Here is a 16,522-nt window from a genome sequence, read left to right as displayed (position 1 = left end):
CCTGAAACCCTTTGGAGACAAACATGCCCATGAAAACCACCACACCCCGCCGCCAATGGCTCCAAACCACGCTGCGCACCGCTTTGATGGCCGCCGCTTGCGGTGGTTTGGCGCTCGGCGCCAGCACGGCCTTGGCGCAAGCGGCTTACCCTGCCAAGCCCATTCGCCTGGTGGTGCCTTTTGCCACCGGTGGCGTGACCGACACCAGTGGCCGGCTCATCGCCGAGCAGCTGTCCAAGCGTTTGGGCCAGCAGGTGATTGTGGACAACAAGCCGGGGGCTTCGGGCAACATCGGCACGCAAATGGTGGCCGGGGCTGAGCCCGATGGCTACACCTTGCTCTTGGGCTTTGATGGCACTTTGGTCATCAACCCGCACGTCTTCCCCAAGGTAGGTTTTGACACCGCCAAGGACTTTGCACCGATCGGCAAAATTGGCGACGCGATTTTGATCCTGGTCTCTCACCCCGGCGTCCCAGCCAAGACCTTGCAACAGGTGATCGCCCTGTCCAAAACCCAGTCGGGTGGATTGTCATACGGCACATCCGGCACGGGCGGCACACCGCACATTGCGGGTGAACTGCTCAAGCAGCGCACCGGTGCCAACCTCACGCACATCCCCTACAAGGGCGGCGGTCAGGCCATGATCGATGTGATGGGCGGCAACATACCGCTGGTCTACACCGCGGTGGCGGGCGCCATACAGCACGTCAAGTCGGGCAAGCTGCATGCGGTGGCCGTCTCGAGTGCGCAGCGTGCGCCGTCCATGCCCGATGTGCCCACCTTCATCGAAGCGGGCGTGTCCGATTTCGACATCAACTCTTGGGTGGGTTTGCTCGCCCCGGCCAAAACGCCCCGGGCGATTGTGGACAAACTCAACGCCGAGCTGAACGCGGTGTTGAACGACCCGGCTGTGCGCGAGCGCTTGAACACCTTGGGCATCGCCGCCAGCCCAGGCGGCCCAGAACGCTTTGGTCGCGACATGGCGCGTGACCTGTCGCGCTACGCGGCGGTGGTCAAGGCGGCCAACATCAAGGCGGAGTGATTCAGGCCGGATGTCCTAAGCCCTCAGCCCTTTGACCAGGGGCTGCGCCAGGCGTTCGCCTTCTTGTGACCAGAAGGCGGGGTCTGCACTGCGGATGCGGGAGATGGCGTTGCCCATGTGGGTGGCCGCGGCCTGCCGTGCTGCGCCCGCATCGCCGGCTTTGACGGCGTGCAAGATGGCCTGGTGCTCGGTTTGGACTTCCGCCGCAAAGTCCATGCGCCGGGCTTCGTTGGCCCGGGTCACTTGCGTCGCCCCATGCAAAAACTGGCCCAAATATTCCAGGGTCTGAATCAAAAAAGGGTTGCACGTGGCGTCGGCAATGGCGCGGTGAAACTTCACGTCTTCGGCCACCCCATCGCCGCCCGATTGCACGGCGGCATCCAAAGCATGAACCGCTCTTTCGATGGCATCGAGATCGCTTTGGCTGCGCCGCTCGGCGGCCAAGGCGGCCACCTCGGCCTCCAAAGCTCTGCGCACTTCCACCATCTGAATCACCGCTTCTTGCGAGGCCGCGTGGCGGGCTTCAAAGTTGAGCGGCGCAAAAGGCAATTTCTGACTGACAAACACACCGCTGCCCTGGCGTGAGTCGACCAAGCCCAATGATTTGAGTCGGGAGACGGCTTCGCGCACCACCGTGCGGCTGACTTCGAATTGCTCCACCAAGCGCGCTTCTGTGGGCAGTTTGTCGCCGGGCAGCAGCCGCCCCTGTTTGATTTCGGTGGCCAGCTGTTCAGCCACTTGGTCGGACAGGCGAGCGCCGCTGGTGACGGGTGTGAAGTTCTGGGTCATGTGCTTGTCATACAAAAGACAAGTCTGGAGGATAGCGCGGCTTCTTCACCGCTGCTGTCAACTGGGTTCAGGGCAGGCGGTTTCGGTCAAAGACCGTCGGCCTGATAATTACGGATAGGTAAACTGATTTATCTATAGTAAATTACCGCCTGTCGCACCGACAGGTGCTTTTTCGAGGCCGGAGACCACGCATGGGTGCTTACATCAACCCGATCTATCCCTACAAGTCGCCTGCTGACTTGATGTCCACCCCGCCACAGCGCAAGCCTTTGATCGTCATTGGCGCGGGGCCGGTGGGCCTGGCCGCGGCCATCGACGCCCGCTTGCAGGGCTTGGAGGTGCTGGTGCTGGACGACGACAAGACGGTGTCGGTCGGCTCGCGCGCGGTGTGTTACGCCAAGCGTTCGCTGGAAATCCTGGACCGTTTGGGCATTGCCGACCAAGCCTGCAACATGGGCGTGAGCTGGAACATTGGCCGCACCTTTCTCGAAGAGGACGAGGTGTACCAATTCAATCTGGTGCCGGACGCGGGCCACAAGCGCCCCGGCATGATCAACCTGCAGCAGTACCACGTGGAGGAAATGCTGATCGCGCGCGCCCTCGAACTCGGTGCCGACATCCGCTGGCAGCACAAAGTGACCGCCGTCACGCGCGAGGCCGACCATGCCACCCTCACGGTGGAAACACCCGACGGCACCTTTGACATCCAGGCCGACTGGCTGGTGGTGGCGGATGGCGCGCGCAGTCCCGTTCGCCGCCACCTGGGTCTGGACATCGAAGGCCGAGTGTTCCAAGACCGCTTTTTGATCGCCGATGTGATCATGAAGGCCGACTACCCCGCCGAGCGCTGGTTCTGGTTCGACCCGCCCTTTCACCCCAACCAGAGTGTGCTCTTGCACAAGCAGAGCAACAACGTCTGGCGCATCGACTTCCAGCTCGGCTGGGACGCGGACCCCGAGGAAGAAAAGAAGCCCGAAAAAGTCATCCCGCGCCTGCAGGCCATGTTGGGCGACGAGCGGCCGTTTGAGCTGGAGTGGGTCAGCATCTACACCTTCCAGTGCCGCCGCATGACCGACTTTCGCCATGGACGCGTGCTGTTTGTGGGCGACGCGGCGCACCAGGTCTCACCCTTTGGCGCACGCGGGGCCAACTCGGGCTTTCAGGATGCGGACGATCTGATGTGGAAGCTGGGCTTGGTGATCAAGGGCCAGGCCAGCGAGAAGTTGCTCGACACCTACGCACACGATCGCCAGTTTGCGGCCGACGAGAACATCATGAACTCGACCCGCTCGACCGACTTCATCACACCCAAAAGCCGCACCAGCAAGACCTTTCGCAACCAGGTGCTGGCGCTGGCCAAGCATTACCCGTTTGCGCGCAAGCTGGTCAATTCGGGCCGCTTGTCCATGCCGTCCTTCTTGACCGAATCGGTGCTCAACACGCCCGACGCCGAGCCTTTCGAAGGCCAGATGGTGCCCGGCGCACCCATGGACGATGCGCCCGTGCAAGTGAAGGGGCAAGACGCCTGGTTGCTCGACCACGTGGGCAAGGGCTTTCAGGTGCTGTGGTTTGTGGATGCCCCCCCTTCGCCCGAAGTGATGGCGCAACTCACGGATCTTTCCTCTGCCTGTGGGCGCGCCCCCCTGCGCGCGAATGTCCAGCCTGTCCAAGTCAGCCCCCTCATCGTCACACCCACTCCCCTGAACATCCCTGGCATGACCTCCCTCGTGGACACCCAAGGTCTGGTGGCCAAGCGCTATGACGCGCGCCCCGGCACCGCCTACCTTTTGCGCCCAGACCAGCATGTGCTGGCCCGCTGGCGCCAGCTGGACATCGCCCAGCTCCAAGCCGCCCTGGCCCGCGCCCTTGGCAGCCACATCGGCCAAGCCTGAAACGCAGCAAGGACTGACATGACCACCCCCCTCAACACAGACCCCCACTTCCATGAAGCCGGCCGCCGCTTTTTCCGCGACTTCTCTCCCGGCGATGAGTTTTATGAGCACCTGATTGACGCCCACCAAGGCCTGAGCGACGAAGACAGCGAGGCGCTCAACGCCCGCTTGATCTTGCTGCTGGCCAACCACATTGGGGATTTGAAGGTGCTGCGCGAGGCGCTGGAAAAGGCCCGGGCCAGCGCTTGAAGGCGTGCAGCATGGCCGCTGTGCGGCCGTGCACTCAGCGCCTGCGCAGGAAGAACTGCGCAGTCGCGCCGGTCAGGGCAAAGGCCAGCATCATCCAGCCCAGATTGACCGCGCCTTCGTGCGGCACCAGGCCCACCAGATAGCCGCCTGTGGCGCCCGTGAGTTGCTGCATCAGGCCCGCCACCGCAGCGGCCGACCCGGCCAGTGCGGGCACCACCCCCACAGTGCCTGCCAGCGCAGGCGGGTTCAGCAGGCCGTGGCCCAAGCCCAGCAAGAGCAGCGGCAAGGCCACCGCCAGCGCCGTCTGCACACCGCCCAAGCCCAGTGCCAGCATCAGCACCAGCCCGCCCAGCGTCAGAGCTTGGCCCCAGGCCATCACCCGAGACTCGCCCGCCTGCGCAATCAGCCGTGAGGTCATGAAATTGCCCAGGATGTAAGACACGGGTACGGCCATGATGAACCAGCCAATGCCGTCGGGGCCGATGCCGTAGCCCTTGAGCACGATGGGTGCCCCGGCCAGGAAGGCATAGAAGGTGGCCGTGGTTGCGGCGAGGATGGCGACATACAGCAAAAAGCGCGGCTCGCGCAGCAGACGGGCATACGCGCTCAGCATGGCCCGCAGCCAGTGGCCACCTGCGGGTGTGGCTTGCGCCCCACGGGGCAAGCCCAGCCAGGCCGCCACCAAAAGCAGCGCCGCCAACACCGCCAACAGCACGAAGTTGGTTTGCCAGCCCCAGCGCACATGGATCTGACCGCCGATGAGTGTGGCCAGCGGTGGGCACATGCCCAGCGCCATGCCGATGTACGCCATGACCCGTGTGCGTTGCGGCCCACTGAACAGGTCTTGCACCATGGAGCGACCGACCACCATGCTGGCCGCACTGCCTGCGCCTTGCAACACGCGGGCAAGGGTCAGCGTCGCCATGTCGCTGGCCAAAGCCGCCATGACAGAAGCCAGCCCCGCCACCACCAGGCCCAGCATCAAGAGGGGTCGGCGCCCGTGCCGGTCGGACAGAGGGCCGTAGACCAGTTGCAAGGCGCCGTAGGCCACCACATAGCCGCTGAACGTCAGCTGCACATCGGCTTGGGGCGTGCTGAAAATGGCCCCCCACTCTTGCATGGAAGGCAGGCACAAGGTCATGGCCAAAAGGCCAAAGGAAATTTGCGCGAGCACATTGGCGATCAGCCAAGGGCTGTGGGGGCCAGTGCCCTGGGTGCCGGGCGCTGCAGCCATGTCAGCGGCGTTGCAGTTTGTAAACGGCCGTACCGGCCATCAGGTTGGGCAAGGTGCGCACTTCCTGGCCGTTTTGCAGGCCAAAAGCGTCCACCACCTGCAAATTGTTTTTGTGCGCCAGATCGCCAAAGTCGGCATAGGTGCCCACGCGGATGTTGGGCGTGTTGTACCACTGGTAAGGCAAGCGTTTGGTCACGGGCATGCGGCCTTGCAGGACACTCAGGCGGTTGAACCAATGTGCAAAATTGGGAAAGGCCACGATGCCCACGCGACCCACACGCACGGTCTCGCGCAGCATGGTCTCGGCGTTGCGCAGGTGTTGCAGCGTGTCGATTTGCAACACCACGTCGAACGTTTGGTCGGCAAACAGGCTCAGCCCTTCGTCCAGGTTCAGCTGGATCACATTCACGCCGCGTTGGACGCAGGCGTGCACATTGGCATCGTCCAGTTCAACGCCGTAACCGGTGCAGCCCCTGTGTTGTTGCAAGTAGGCCAGCAAAGCCCCATCGCCGCAGCCCAAGTCCAGCACACGCGCGCCTTGCGGCACCAAGCGGGCAATCGCTTGCATGATCAGGGGGTCGCTCATGCTTGAACTCCCTCGTTCAATGCGGTGGCCATGTTGTCAAAGTAGGAGCGCACCACGTTCAGGTAACGTGCATCGTCGAGCAAGAAGGCGTCGTGACCGTGTGGCGCGTCGATTTCGGCGTAGCTCACGTCGCGGCGGTTGTCCAGCAGGGCCTTGACCATCTCGCGGCTGCGTGCCGGCGAGAAGCGCCAGTCGGTGCTGAAGCTGACCAGCAAAAATTGGCAGCTGGCACGCGACAAGGCCTTGGACAGGTCACCGCCAAAGGCGCGGGCCGGATCAAAATAATCGAGCGCCCGCGTGATCAGCAAATAGGTGTTCGCGTCAAAGTACTCGCTGAACTTGTCGCCCTGGTAGCGCAGGTAGCTTTCAATCTGGAACTCCACCTCTTGGGTGGAATATTTGTAGCCCGTGGCGTTGTTCGTGACGGCCTGGCGCAATTCGCGGCCAAACTTTTCGTTCATCACGTCATCGCTCAAATACGTGATGTGTCCAATCATGCGGGCGATGCGCAAGCCGCGCTTGGGCACCACACCCTGCGCGTAAAAATGGCCGTTGTGAAAGTCCGGGTCGGTCACGATGGCGCGGCGGGCCACCTCGTTGAAGGCGATGTTTTCGGCGTTCAGGTTGGGGGCGCTGGCCACCACCACCGCGTGCTTCACGCGCTCGGGGTATTGCAGCGTCCAGCTCAGCGCCTGCATGCCGCCAAGGCTGCCGCCCATCACGGCGGCCAGTTGCTCGATGCCTAAAGCGTCCAGCAGCCGGGCTTGGGCGTTGACCCAGTCTTCCACCGTCACGACCGGAAAGTCCGCGCCGTACACGCGCCCGGTGTCGGGGTTCACATGCATGGGGCCCGTCGAGCCAAAGCACGACCCGAGGTTGTTCACGCCGATCACAAAAAAGCGGTCGGTGTCGAGCGACTTGCCCGGGCCGATCATGTTGTCCCACCAGCCCGTGTTGTGGGGCTGGTCTGCGTACACGCCCGCCACATGGTGCGAAGCGTTGAGTGCGTGGCAAATCAAGACGGCGTTGGATTTGTCGGCGTTGAGCGTGCCGTAGGTTTCGTAGCTCAGCGAATAGCCGCGGATGGACGCACCGCTTTGCAAAGGCAAAGGGGCTTCAAAGGTCATCGACTGTGGCGTGGCGATCAAACTCATGGCGAAAATGAAAAAACCCGGTGACGCTCAAGAAGCGATACCGGGTTGGGCTCTGCCTCTTTAGCTGCATTTTGGAATGCCGAGCATTCCTGCGCCCGCAAGCTGGAGCAAATCGGCGCCATGAAAGTATAAATCAGCCCCAGCCGATCAAGGCTGCGCTGCCCAACAGGGCAAAAATACCCGCCGACACCCAGTGGACAATGCGCAGCGGCACGCGCCGGGTGATGGCGTCGCCGAGCCACACCACGGGGGCGTTGGCCAGCATCATGCCCAGCGTGGTGCCTGCCACCACCATGAGCCACGCGTTGTATTGGGCGGCCAGCATGATGGTGGCGATTTGGGTTTTATCCCCCATTTCGGCCAAAAAGAAGGCCACCACCGTCGTCAGGAAAACGCCCATGCGGGGGGCTTTGTCGCCCTCATCGTCGTCCAGTTTGTCGGGAATCAGCATCCACACCGCCATGGCGATGAAGGATGCGCCCAGCACCCAGCGCAGCACGTCCGGTCCCATGACCGTCGTGATCCAGCTGCCCACCGCACCCGCCAAGCCGTGGTTCGCCAAAGTGGCCACCAAAATCCCCAGCACGATGGGCCAAGGCTTGCGAAAACGAGCCGCCAGCACCAGCGACAACAGCTGGGTTTTGTCGCCCATTTCGGCCAAGGCCACGATGCCGGTAGAGACGAGGAAGGCTTCCATAAGGTGTGTGTGCGGTGTGCCGCGGCATTCAAAAAACCCATCTTACGCGAGTGATCTTGGGCCCCAAGGCCCCAGGAGCTTAGCATGCATCAATTTGGGCTTGTTTCTTGCTTTGGTTTGGTGCGCCAAAGGCTGCAATGGCCTTTATGCACCAATTTAAATCAAAACTCCTGAAGAGATGGTCATGGAAGCACTGAAACAGGGCGCGGATGCGCTATTCATATTGTTGGGCGGGATCATGGTCTTGGCCATGCACGCTGGTTTTGCGTTCTTGGAGTTGGGCACCGTCCGCAAAAAGAACCAGGTCAATGCCTTGGTGAAGATCTTGGTCGACTTCTCGGTGTCCACGGTCGTCTATTTTGTGGTCGGTTACAGCGTGGCCTATGGCACCACATTTTTTGTCGGCGCCGAGCAACTCGCTGCCAAAAACGGTTACGACTTGGTCAAGTTCTTTTTCTTGCTGACCTTTGCGGCGGCCATTCCGGCCATCATTTCGGGCGGCATTGCCGAGCGTGCCAAGTTTTGGCCCCAACTCATTGCCACCGCGGTGATCGTTGGCTTTGTTTACCCCTTCTTTGAGGGCATCGCTTGGAACCAGCACTTTGGCGTGCAGGCCTGGATCAAGGCGGTCACGGGCGATGAGTTCCATGATTTCGCCGGCTCGGTGGTGGTGCACGCCATGGGCGGCTGGATTGCTTTGCCTGCTGTGGTGCTTTTGGGTGCGCGTTACAACCGTTACCGCAAAGACGGTCAGGTGTCGGCACACCCCCCTTCCAGCATCCCGTTTTTGGCCTTGGGTTCGTGGATTTTGATCGTGGGCTGGTTTGGCTTCAACGTGATGAGTGCGCAAACACTCGACAAAATTTCCGGCTTGGTGGCGGTCAACTCCTTGATGGCCATGGTGGGCGGCACGCTGGTCGCATTGTTGATGGGCAAAAATGACCCCGGTTTTGTGCACAACGGTCCTTTGGCCGGTTTGGTGGCCGTGTGTGCGGGATCGGACTTGATGCACCCATTTGGTGCGCTGGTGGTGGGTGCGGTGGCCGGCGGTTTGTTCGTGGTCATGTTCACCCTGACGCAAAACAAGTGGAAGATCGATGACGTTTTGGGCGTTTGGCCCTTGCACGGTGTTTGTGGTGCTTGGGGCGGCATTGCCGCAGGCATTTTTGGCACGAGCAGTTTGGGCGGTTTGGGCGGCGTTAATTTGTCAGCCCAGCTGATCGGAACGGCCATGGGTGTCGCTTGGGCCTTGTTGGGTGGTGTGGTGATTTATGGCCTCCTCAAAATGACCCTGGGTTTGAAACTCAGCCAAGAAGAAGAATATGACGGTGCAGATTTGAGCATTCACAAAATCAGTGCCACACCGGACCGCGAAGTGAGTTGGTAAAACAACACATCGCCCTGCCAAGCCCTGTTTTCAGAGGGTGTAAGGGGGTTTCCCTCTTGCATTTTGCTGGGTTTTTTCTCTCATAATCCGGATACTTCCTGGTGGCAAACTAGGAAGTTCTGTTTGCGGTGACCCCATCAGTTTCGCTTTTCATGAGATGTTTTCAGGTCTATCGAATGCGTTGTCGGAGCCCCATCGCTTTTATATCTGTGTTTTGAGGAGTCCCTTTCATGGGCAATAAACTTTACGTCGGCAACCTGCCTTATTCGGTTCGTGACAGCGATCTGGAACAAGCCTTCAGTGAATTCGGTGTTGTCACCAGCGCCAAAGTCATGATGGAACGTGACACCGGTCGGTCCAAGGGCTTTGGCTTTGTGGAAATGGGCAGCGATGCTGAAGCGCAAGCTGCGATCAATGGCATGAATGGCCAGCCTTTGGGTGGCCGCAATGCGGTGGTGAACGAAGCCCGCCCCATGGAAGCACGTCCTCCACGCTCGGGTGGCGGTGGTTTTGGTGGCGGTGGCGGTGGCTACGGTGGCGGCCGTCGTGAAGGCGGTGGCGGCGGTTATGGCGGCGGCGGTGGTGGCTACGGCGGCGGTCGCGAAGGCGGCGGCGGTTACGGTGCGCCGCGTGAAGGTGGTGGTGGTTATGGTGGCGGCCGCGAAGGCGGTGGCGGCTACGGCGGCGGCCGTGAAGGCGGCGGTGGCTACGGCGGCCGTCGTGAGGGCGGCGGCGAAGGCGGTGGCGGCGGTTTCCGCAGCCCCTACGGTGCCGGTCCCCGCGGCGGTGGACGCCGTGAAGGCGGCGGTGGTGGTTACGGTGGTGACAACAACTACTGATGCATGACCCCAGCCGCTCTCACGAGCGGCCTTTGGCCAAAAAGCAAAGCCCTGGTTTCAGGGCTTTGTCGTTTCTGGAGCGGACGGGTCCTTCTCAGGGCTTGCTTGTTTTGGGCATCACGCTGCCCTTCACGCGCCCTTGCAAGAGGTATTCGCCGCTGTGGCTGTTGAAGTTCATGCTGTCGGCCGTGAAGACGTCGCGACCACGGATGATGCGCACGGGATCGTCGGACACCACCTTGTCTTCATCTGGCAAGGCGACCAAGCGTTCGCCATGCAGTTCGATTTGGGGGCGCGTGTCCCTTGCATATTGGATGGCTTGTGCGCGACCGAGCAAGGTGATCTGTGTGCCATCGTCGCTGGCAATGCCTTGCTGGGCTTGCGCATCCATGCGGTCATTTTTTTCATTTTGAGAAAAAATGCGGATTTTTTCGATGTGCAGCGCATCTGTGGCGGGGAAATGTTGGGCACTTTCTCCGGAAACTTCCCGCGTCATTTGGCCATCTTTGTTGAATGACTTGACGGAAAACTGGCTGAGTCGGTAATCGGGATCCTGCCGTACCGGCTTGTTGGCCAGGGTGCTGCTCAGGGACGGCACGCTGCGCACCAACCACCAACTCCCAGAGGCCAGCAAAGCCAACACGATCAAGGGCATGTAAACGCTCAATGCATCCAGGAGACGGCGCAGTTTCATGCAGACGGTCCTGTGTGGGCGCTCACGCCAACCTGGGCCAACAGTGTCGCGTAATGGCCGCTGGCCACCAAAAGCAAGTCACACAAAGCCCGAGCGGCACCTTCGCCACCGCGTTCGGCGGTGATGTGGTGGGCCACCGCCTTGGCTTGTGCGTGGGCATTGGAGGGCGCGCAAGCCAAGGCGGCCCGTTGCATGACGGGCAAATCGGGCCAGTCATCGCCCATGGCCGCGGCTTGAGACCATTGGAGCCCCAGGGTTTGCAAAAATGCCTCGGCAGCGGGGCACTTGTCTTCGGTGCCAAAACGCGCGTGGGTGATGCCCAGGGCTTTCAAGCGCAAGCGCAGTGCGGGCGTGTCGCGCCCGGTGATCACCACCGGGGTGATGCCCACTTGCTGCAGCAATTTCAGGCCTTGACCGTCCAGCGCGTGGAAACGCTTGAGCGTCTCGCCCGATTCGGAAAAGTACAGACCGCCGTCGGTGAGCACGCCATCGACATCGAAAAACACCACGCGGATGCCTTGCGCTTGCAAGAGCAACTCGGGTGGGTAGTTCAAGGCGGGGACCAGTGTTTGCATCTCAGATCACCTTGGCCCGCATGAGGTCGTTGGTGTTGAGGGCGCCGCACAGCCGCCCGTCATCGTCCAGCACCAAAATGCTGGTGATGCGGCGCTGCTCCATCATCTCGGCGGCCTCGACGGCCAATGCGCCCGCTCGGATCGTGTGCGGCTTGGTGTGCATCACATCGCAGGCTTTCAGCTCGCGCAGGTCCGTGCCTTTTTCAATCAGGCGGCGCAAGTCGCCATCCGTGAAGATGCCCAACACGCGCCCATCGGTATCGGTGACAGAGGTCGCCCCCAGCCCTTTGTGGCTCATCTCCCGCATGAGCGCGGTGAAGGCAGCGTCGGGGCCGACCTGGGGCACCGCATCGCCTTGGCGCATCACGTCGGCCACATGCGTGAGCAGCCTGCGTCCCAAAGCGCCACCGGGGTGGGAGCGGGCAAAGTCTTCGGGTTTGAAGCCACGGGCATCCAGGAGCGCCACGGCCAAAGCATCACCCATGGCCAGTTGCACGGTGGTGCTGGCGGTCGGCGCCAGGTTCAGGGGACAGGCCTCTTTGTCGACAGAGCAGTCGAGCACGATGTCGGCGTGGCGCGCCAGTGAGGAAGTCAGCCCGCCGGTCATGGCCAGCAGGGGCACGCCCAAGCGCTTGAGGACCGGCAAAATCGCCACCAGCTCGTCGCTCTCGCCACTGTTCGAGATGGCCAGAACCACGTCGATGGCCTGGATCATGCCCAGATCGCCATGGCTGGCTTCTCCGGGGTGGACAAACATGGCTGGGGTTCCGGTCGAGGCCAGTGTGGCGGCAATCTTGTGGCCAATGTGGCCACTCTTGCCCATGCCGGTGACCACCACCCGGCCTTGAATGCCCAGCACCAAGCTGACCGCATCGACAAAGCGATCGTCCAAACGGATTTTCGCTTGCAGCAAAGCGGCCGCTTCGATGTCCAGGGTCTCGCGTGCGAGCTGAAGGGTGTGGGCGGAATTGACAGGCATGGGGCCATTTTATCGGGCGCTCATGTGGGTGTTGCGCACATGCCCTGACAAGATGCCGTGTAGAGCGCCAGCCGTCACATGCGCTTGTTAACATCAACACATGGGCGCTTTGGAATTGACCTTGTTGTATTTGTTGGCCGCCGTGCTGGGCGTGGTCGGCTGCCGCATGCTCAAGTTGCCGCCCATGTTGGGTTATTTGGCCGTGGGCGTGGTGATTGGCCCCAATGCGCTGGCCCTCGCACAAAACTCTGAGGGCGTGAAGCATCTGGCCGAGTTCGGCGTGGTCTTTTTGATGTTCGTGATCGGGCTGGAGTTCAACCTGCCCAAGTTGCGCTCGATGCGCAAACATGTGTTTGGTCTGGGTTTGCTGCAGGTGTTGCTGACCTTGCTCATCGTGACCGTGTTTTCGCTGTTTGTGGCCACGCTGGCCCCATCGCTGTGGAAAATGGAATGGCAAACCGCCTTGGCACTGTCGAGTGCCATGGCCATGAGCAGCACGGCGATCGTCATCAAGCTGGTCGCCGACCGGCTGGAGCTGGAGTCCGAGCACGGCAAGCGCGTGGTCGGTGTGTTGCTGTTCCAAGACTTGGCGGTGGTGCCGCTGATTGTGATGATCCCGGCCTTGAGTGCCCCGGCTGAAGAGATGATTCCCGCCTTGCTCTTGGCAGCGGCCAAGGCCACGGTGCTGATCACTGTGCTGATGACGGGCGGCCAAAGGGTCATGCGTTGGTGGCTGACTTTGGTGGCGCGACGCAAAAGCGAAGAGCTGTTTGTGCTGAATTTGCTGTTGGTCACGCTGGGCTTGGCCTGGATCACTGAATTGGCCGGCCTGAGCTTGGCGCTGGGCGCCTTTGTCGCGGGCATGCTGATTTCAGAGACCGAATACAAGCACCAGGTGGAGCTGGACATCCGGCCTTTCCACGATGTGTTGTTGGGCCTGTTTTTCATCACCATTGGCATGCTGCTGGACTGGCATATTGTGGTGGACCGCTGGCCTCTGGTGCTGTTGCTCACCACCTTGCCGGTGCTCTTCAAGTTGGTGTTGGTGGCCGCCCTGGCCAAAATGACGGGGGCCAGCAACGGGGTGGCTCTGCGCACGGGTTTGTACTTGGCGCAAGCGGGAGAATTTGGCTTCGTTTTGCTCACCCTGGGAGCGCAAAGCCACATCATTCCGCCCACCTTGCTCAACCCTGTTCTGGCCAGCATGGTGCTGTCCATGATGGCCACGCCCTTCATCATCATGCACAGCGACCGCATCGTGCTCAAGGTGGTGGCCAGCGAGTGGTTGCAACAGTCCTTGCAGATGACCACCATCGCCCGCAAATCGATCAACACCAGCAAGCACGTCATCATTTGCGGCTATGGGCGTTGCGGCCAGAACCTGGCGCGCATGCTCGAAAAAGAAAACATCCCCTATATGGCGCTTGACCTGGACCCGGACCGGGTGCGCCAAGCTGCTGCGGCAGGGGACTCCGTCGTGTATGGCGACGCTGCACGCCTGCAGTCACTGATGGCCGCAGGTCTGGCCCGCGCCAGTGCGGTGGTGATCACCTACCTGGATGTGCCCGCGGCCATGAAGGTGCTGGACCACACCCACAGCCATGCACCGCAAGTGCCGGTGATCGTGCGCACGCAAGACGACCTGGATCTGGAAAAACTGCAGCTCGCGGGGGCGACCGAAGTGGTGCCCGAAGCGATCGAGGGCTCGCTCATGCTGGCCAGCCATGCGCTGGCGCTGGTGGGCGTGCCCATGCGCCGCGTCATCCGCATCGTGCAAGAGCAGCGGGATGCCCGCTACAACTTGTTGCGCGGCTACTTCCATGGCGCGGACGACGACACCTTGGACGAAATAGACCACGAGCGCCTGACCACTGTGGGCTTGCCTTTGGCTTCGCCCTGGTTGGGCAAGCGGATCCAAGACCTGGCTTTTCATGCCATGGGCGTGCGTGTGGTGAACCTGCGCCGCGCCAATGGCCAGTCAGAAAAGGTCAGCGAAGACACCGAATTGTTCTCTGGCGACACGCTGGTGCTCTCGGGTAAATCCGAAACCTTGGCCATTGCCGAAGAAAAACTCTTGCGAGGTTAATGCGATGGACGAACTGAACGTCAACGACTATTTGAAAAGCCACATCCGCACCGTGCCCGACTGGCCTGAGCCAGGCGTTCAGTTCCGAGACATCACGCCGCTGTTGCAAGACCCGCGCGTCTTTCGCGTGCTGATCGATGCGTTTGTCCACCGCTACATGCACCCGGCCTTGCGCCCCGATGTGGTGGCGGGCCTTGACGCGCGGGGGTTCATTTTGGGCTCGGTCGTGGCCTACGAGCTCGGGCTGGGTTTTGTGCCCATTCGGAAAAAAGGCAAGCTGCCCTTCACCACGGTGGAAGAAACCTACGCGCTGGAATATGGCAGTGCCACGGTGGAGTTGCACACCGATGCCGTTCAACCTGGCCAGCGTGTGCTGCTGGTGGACGACCTGATCGCCACGGGCGGCACCATGATGGCGGGCAAGAAGCTGCTCGAAAAACTCGGGGCCACCGTGATCGAGGGCGCGGCCATTGTCGACTTGCCCGAGCTAGGGGGCTCGCAGCGCTTGCGAGACGCCGGCTTGCAGCTGTTCACCTTGGTGGCCTACGACGGCCACTGAGGGAGTCAGCAACGCCGGTGCTGCCCCGCCAGTCCCAGGCAGCGGCAAAAATGTCAAACGCCAGAACCTGGACGCAGTCGGGGCAGGTGTGAGCTGTGCGCATGGCTTCATGGTTCCACGCAGCGCCAGAGCGGCTGTCACCCAAAGAGCAGACACGCGGAACTCTTGGCGCTAAGGTGGCGAACAGTTGAATGGAGAGACACCGATGAGCGACGCTGACGACCGCCAGCCTTATGCCAAACCACAACCTTGGGGCATGGCCCCTGACATGGTGGTGCACGATGTGCAGACCGAAGACGAACGCCTGTGGGCGCCTGTCGCGCCAGGCATCTGGTCACGTCCCTTGCACCTGAATGTGACGGGCGGTTTTTATGTGCACCTGCTCAAAGTGAAGCGTTCGGGTTTGCTGCAGCGCCACCGGCATTCCGGCATGGTGCATGCGCATGTGCTGCGCGGCAAATGGTTGTATCTGGAACACGACTGGGTGGCCGAAGAAGGCAGTTATGTGTTCGAACCCCCGGGCGAAACCCACACACTGGTGGTACCCGACGATTGCCAGGACATGGTCACGATGTTCACCGTGCATGGCGCGCTGATGTATGTGGACACCCAAGGCAACGCGACAGGTTATGACGACGTCTTCACCCGCATCGAGAAATACCGTGCTCACTTTGAGGCCGTGGGCTTGGGGGCCGATTACGTCAAAACCTTCATGCGTTGAAGCCAGATGCCAGACCATAAAAAACCGCCTCCAGGGGCGATTTTTTATGGGAGCCTCGCACCCAAGTGAGGTCCGAGATCAAAGCGGTTTCTTGATCCAGTTGGCAATTTCGCCAATGATGCCGCGGCGGAAAGCCAGCACGCAGATCACAAAGATCACACCCTGGATGATGGTGACCCATGCGCCAAACTGGGCCAGGTAGTTTTGCATGCTCACGATCACGGCAGCGCCCAACACGGGCCCAAACAAAGTGCCCAAACCGCCCAGCAGGGTCATCAGCACCACCTCACCCGACATGGACCAATGCACATCGGTCAGCGAGGCCAACTGGAACACCAGCGATTTGGTGGCGCCAGCCGTGCCCGCCAAGGCGCCGGAGATCACAAAAGCGATCAGCTTGAACATGTCGGTGTCATAGCCCAGCGAGATCGCACGGTCCTGGTTTTCGCGGATGGCCTTGAGAATCTGGCCAAAAGGCGAATAAATGATGCGCCAAATCAGTGCAAAACCGGACAAGAAGATGGCCAGCACAAACACATACATGGCCGAGTTTTCGGACAAATCGAACACGCCAAACAACTTGCCACGCGGCACCGACTGGATGCCGTCCTCACCCCCTGTAAAAGGCGTTTGCAGGTAGAAGAAGAACACCATCTGAGAAAACGCCAAGGTGATCATGGCGAAGTAAATGCCTTGCCGACGAATGGCCAGCATGCCCGTGACCAAGGCCAGCAGCCCAGAGCAGGCGGTGGCAAACAACACCGCCAGTTCGGGGTTCCAACCCCAGACTTTGGCGGCGTGTGCCGCCGCATAGCCGGCGGTGCCCAAAAACATGGCGTGGCCAAAAGACAGAAGGCCACCAAAACCGATCAGCAAATTGAAGGCGCATGCAAACAGGGCAAAGCACATGACCTTCATCAGAAAGATCGGATAAACCCAAATCGGGGCGATGACCAGCACCAGCACCATGATGGTGAAAGCCACCCACTGGTGGGTGAATGACTGGGTCTTGTAGGAGGGCGTCGAGACTGTGGTCAT

General features: G+C 61.1%; 17 protein-coding genes. 8 read left to right on the top strand and 9 right to left on the bottom strand.

Annotated features, from left to right (window positions below; all coding sequences use genetic code 11):
• The first annotated feature begins 23 nt into the window (after positions 1-23).
• Positions 24-1,043: a Bug family tripartite tricarboxylate transporter substrate binding protein gene (locus tag B9Z31_RS03125; RefSeq protein WP_369804627.1), complete on the top strand. Its 1,020-nt coding sequence runs from the start codon at positions 24-26 to the stop codon at positions 1,041-1,043.
• 15 nt (positions 1,044-1,058) lie between these two features.
• Here the strand turns inward: B9Z31_RS03125 and B9Z31_RS03120 are convergent, their stop codons facing one another.
• Positions 1,059-1,832, bottom strand: a complete 774-nt coding sequence (locus B9Z31_RS03120; protein WP_100118104.1) for a FadR/GntR family transcriptional regulator — start codon at positions 1,830-1,832, stop codon at positions 1,059-1,061.
• A 191-nt stretch (positions 1,833-2,023) separates the two neighbouring features.
• Here B9Z31_RS03120 and B9Z31_RS03115 point away from each other — a divergent pair, with 191 nt between their 5' ends.
• Positions 2,024-3,724, top strand: coding sequence for an FAD-dependent oxidoreductase (locus B9Z31_RS03115; RefSeq protein ID WP_100118103.1), 1,701 nt, complete (start codon positions 2,024-2,026; stop codon positions 3,722-3,724).
• Positions 3,725-3,742: 18 nt separating this feature from the next.
• Entirely contained in the window at positions 3,743-3,973 is a 231-nt protein-coding gene (locus tag B9Z31_RS03110; RefSeq protein WP_100118102.1) for a DUF2783 domain-containing protein, read from the top strand.
• Positions 3,974-4,007: 34 nt separating this feature from the next.
• Here the strand turns inward: B9Z31_RS03110 and B9Z31_RS03105 are convergent, their stop codons facing one another.
• From B9Z31_RS03105 to B9Z31_RS03090, 4 genes are all read right to left on the bottom strand, one after another.
• On the bottom strand, positions 4,008-5,207 hold the full coding sequence (locus B9Z31_RS03105) for a Bcr/CflA family efflux MFS transporter (RefSeq protein ID WP_100118101.1): 1,200 nt from the start codon (positions 5,205-5,207) through the stop codon (positions 4,008-4,010).
• A 1-nt stretch (position 5,208) separates the two neighbouring features.
• The gene (metW, locus tag B9Z31_RS03100) at positions 5,209-5,793 is read right to left on the bottom strand and encodes a methionine biosynthesis protein MetW (protein ID WP_100118100.1); all 585 of its coding nucleotides are present in this window, start codon (positions 5,791-5,793) and stop codon (positions 5,209-5,211) included.
• The gene (locus B9Z31_RS03095) at positions 5,790-6,947 is read right to left on the bottom strand and encodes a homoserine O-acetyltransferase (protein WP_100118099.1); all 1,158 of its coding nucleotides are present in this window, start codon (positions 6,945-6,947) and stop codon (positions 5,790-5,792) included. The genes metW and B9Z31_RS03095 overlap by 4 nt, the downstream gene beginning before the upstream one ends.
• 133 nt (positions 6,948-7,080) lie before the next feature.
• A complete protein-coding gene (locus B9Z31_RS03090) occupies positions 7,081-7,644 on the bottom strand; it encodes a TMEM165/GDT1 family protein (RefSeq protein WP_100118098.1) in 564 nt (187 codons plus the stop codon).
• 184 nt (positions 7,645-7,828) lie between these two features.
• Here B9Z31_RS03090 and B9Z31_RS03085 point away from each other — a divergent pair, with 184 nt between their 5' ends.
• Together B9Z31_RS03085 and B9Z31_RS03080 are read left to right on the top strand one after the other, a co-directional pair.
• Positions 7,829-9,031 carry an ammonium transporter gene (locus B9Z31_RS03085; RefSeq protein WP_100118337.1) on the top strand — a complete coding sequence of 401 codons (1,203 nt, stop codon included), beginning with the start codon at positions 7,829-7,831 and terminating at the stop codon, positions 9,029-9,031.
• Positions 9,032-9,261: 230 nt separating this feature from the next.
• Positions 9,262-9,870, top strand: coding sequence for an RNA-binding protein (locus tag B9Z31_RS03080; protein WP_100118097.1), 609 nt, complete (start codon positions 9,262-9,264; stop codon positions 9,868-9,870).
• A 94-nt stretch (positions 9,871-9,964) separates the two neighbouring features.
• Here the strand turns inward: B9Z31_RS03080 and lptC are convergent, their stop codons facing one another.
• From lptC to B9Z31_RS03065, 3 genes are read right to left on the bottom strand one after another with little or no spacing between them, the layout of a single operon-like run.
• Complete coding sequence (gene lptC / locus B9Z31_RS03075) at positions 9,965-10,564, bottom strand: LPS export ABC transporter periplasmic protein LptC (protein ID WP_100118096.1); 600 nt, start codon at positions 10,562-10,564, stop codon at positions 9,965-9,967.
• Positions 10,561-11,139, bottom strand: a complete 579-nt coding sequence (locus tag B9Z31_RS03070) for an HAD family hydrolase (protein ID WP_100118095.1) — start codon at positions 11,137-11,139, stop codon at positions 10,561-10,563. The genes lptC and B9Z31_RS03070 overlap by 4 nt, the downstream gene beginning before the upstream one ends.
• A 1-nt stretch (position 11,140) precedes the next feature.
• Entirely contained in the window at positions 11,141-12,118 is a 978-nt protein-coding gene (locus B9Z31_RS03065; RefSeq protein WP_100118094.1) for an SIS domain-containing protein, read from the bottom strand.
• 100 nt (positions 12,119-12,218) lie between these two features.
• Here B9Z31_RS03065 and B9Z31_RS03060 point away from each other — a divergent pair, with 100 nt between their 5' ends.
• From B9Z31_RS03060 to B9Z31_RS03050, 3 genes are all read left to right on the top strand, one after another.
• Positions 12,219-14,204 (top strand): monovalent cation:proton antiporter family protein, encoded by a 1,986-nt coding sequence (locus tag B9Z31_RS03060; protein ID WP_100118093.1) that lies wholly within the window; start codon positions 12,219-12,221, stop codon positions 14,202-14,204.
• Between the two features lie 4 nt (positions 14,205-14,208).
• Positions 14,209-14,763 carry an adenine phosphoribosyltransferase gene (locus B9Z31_RS03055; RefSeq protein ID WP_100118092.1) on the top strand — a complete coding sequence of 185 codons (555 nt, stop codon included), beginning with the start codon at positions 14,209-14,211 and terminating at the stop codon, positions 14,761-14,763.
• Between the two features lie 205 nt (positions 14,764-14,968).
• The gene (locus B9Z31_RS03050; RefSeq protein WP_100118091.1) at positions 14,969-15,484 is read left to right on the top strand and encodes a 2,4'-dihydroxyacetophenone dioxygenase family protein; all 516 of its coding nucleotides are present in this window, start codon (positions 14,969-14,971) and stop codon (positions 15,482-15,484) included.
• Between the two features lie 78 nt (positions 15,485-15,562).
• On the opposite strand, the gene B9Z31_RS03045 is transcribed toward B9Z31_RS03050, so the two are convergent.
• On the bottom strand, positions 15,563-16,522 hold the full coding sequence (locus tag B9Z31_RS03045; RefSeq protein ID WP_100118090.1) for a branched-chain amino acid ABC transporter permease: 960 nt from the start codon (positions 16,520-16,522) through the stop codon (positions 15,563-15,565).

This window comes from Limnohabitans sp. G3-2, assembly GCF_002778275.1.
GTDB lineage: Bacteria > Pseudomonadota > Gammaproteobacteria > Burkholderiales > Burkholderiaceae_C > Limnohabitans_A.
This window is presented reverse-complemented; position numbering and strand designations above follow the sequence as displayed.

What these genes read in the sequence shown, in the direction of transcription:
- B9Z31_RS03125 (WP_369804627.1), top strand. Translation starts at nt 24, where the DNA reads ATGCCCATGAAAACCACCACACCCCGCCGCCAATGGCTCCAAACCACG.
- B9Z31_RS03120 (WP_100118104.1), bottom strand. Translation starts at nt 1,832, where the DNA reads ATGACCCAGAACTTCACACCCGTCACCAGCGGCGCTCGCCTGTCCGAC.
- B9Z31_RS03115 (WP_100118103.1), top strand. Translation starts at nt 2,024, where the DNA reads ATGGGTGCTTACATCAACCCGATCTATCCCTACAAGTCGCCTGCTGAC.
- B9Z31_RS03110 (WP_100118102.1), top strand. Translation starts at nt 3,743, where the DNA reads ATGACCACCCCCCTCAACACAGACCCCCACTTCCATGAAGCCGGCCGC.
- B9Z31_RS03105 (WP_100118101.1), bottom strand. Translation starts at nt 5,207, where the DNA reads ATGGCTGCAGCGCCCGGCACCCAGGGCACTGGCCCCCACAGCCCTTGG.
- metW (WP_100118100.1), bottom strand. Translation starts at nt 5,793, where the DNA reads ATGAGCGACCCCCTGATCATGCAAGCGATTGCCCGCTTGGTGCCGCAA.
- B9Z31_RS03095 (WP_100118099.1), bottom strand. Translation starts at nt 6,947, where the DNA reads ATGAGTTTGATCGCCACGCCACAGTCGATGACCTTTGAAGCCCCTTTG.
- B9Z31_RS03090 (WP_100118098.1), bottom strand. Translation starts at nt 7,644, where the DNA reads ATGGAAGCCTTCCTCGTCTCTACCGGCATCGTGGCCTTGGCCGAAATG.
- B9Z31_RS03085 (WP_100118337.1), top strand. Translation starts at nt 7,829, where the DNA reads ATGGAAGCACTGAAACAGGGCGCGGATGCGCTATTCATATTGTTGGGC.
- B9Z31_RS03080 (WP_100118097.1), top strand. Translation starts at nt 9,262, where the DNA reads ATGGGCAATAAACTTTACGTCGGCAACCTGCCTTATTCGGTTCGTGAC.
- lptC (WP_100118096.1), bottom strand. Translation starts at nt 10,564, where the DNA reads ATGAAACTGCGCCGTCTCCTGGATGCATTGAGCGTTTACATGCCCTTG.
- B9Z31_RS03070 (WP_100118095.1), bottom strand. Translation starts at nt 11,139, where the DNA reads ATGCAAACACTGGTCCCCGCCTTGAACTACCCACCCGAGTTGCTCTTG.
- B9Z31_RS03065 (WP_100118094.1), bottom strand. Translation starts at nt 12,118, where the DNA reads ATGCCTGTCAATTCCGCCCACACCCTTCAGCTCGCACGCGAGACCCTG.
- B9Z31_RS03060 (WP_100118093.1), top strand. Translation starts at nt 12,219, where the DNA reads ATGGGCGCTTTGGAATTGACCTTGTTGTATTTGTTGGCCGCCGTGCTG.
- B9Z31_RS03055 (WP_100118092.1), top strand. Translation starts at nt 14,209, where the DNA reads ATGGACGAACTGAACGTCAACGACTATTTGAAAAGCCACATCCGCACC.
- B9Z31_RS03050 (WP_100118091.1), top strand. Translation starts at nt 14,969, where the DNA reads ATGAGCGACGCTGACGACCGCCAGCCTTATGCCAAACCACAACCTTGG.
- B9Z31_RS03045 (WP_100118090.1), bottom strand. Translation starts at nt 16,522, where the DNA reads ATGACCACAGTCTCGACGCCCTCCTACAAGACCCAGTCATTCACCCAC.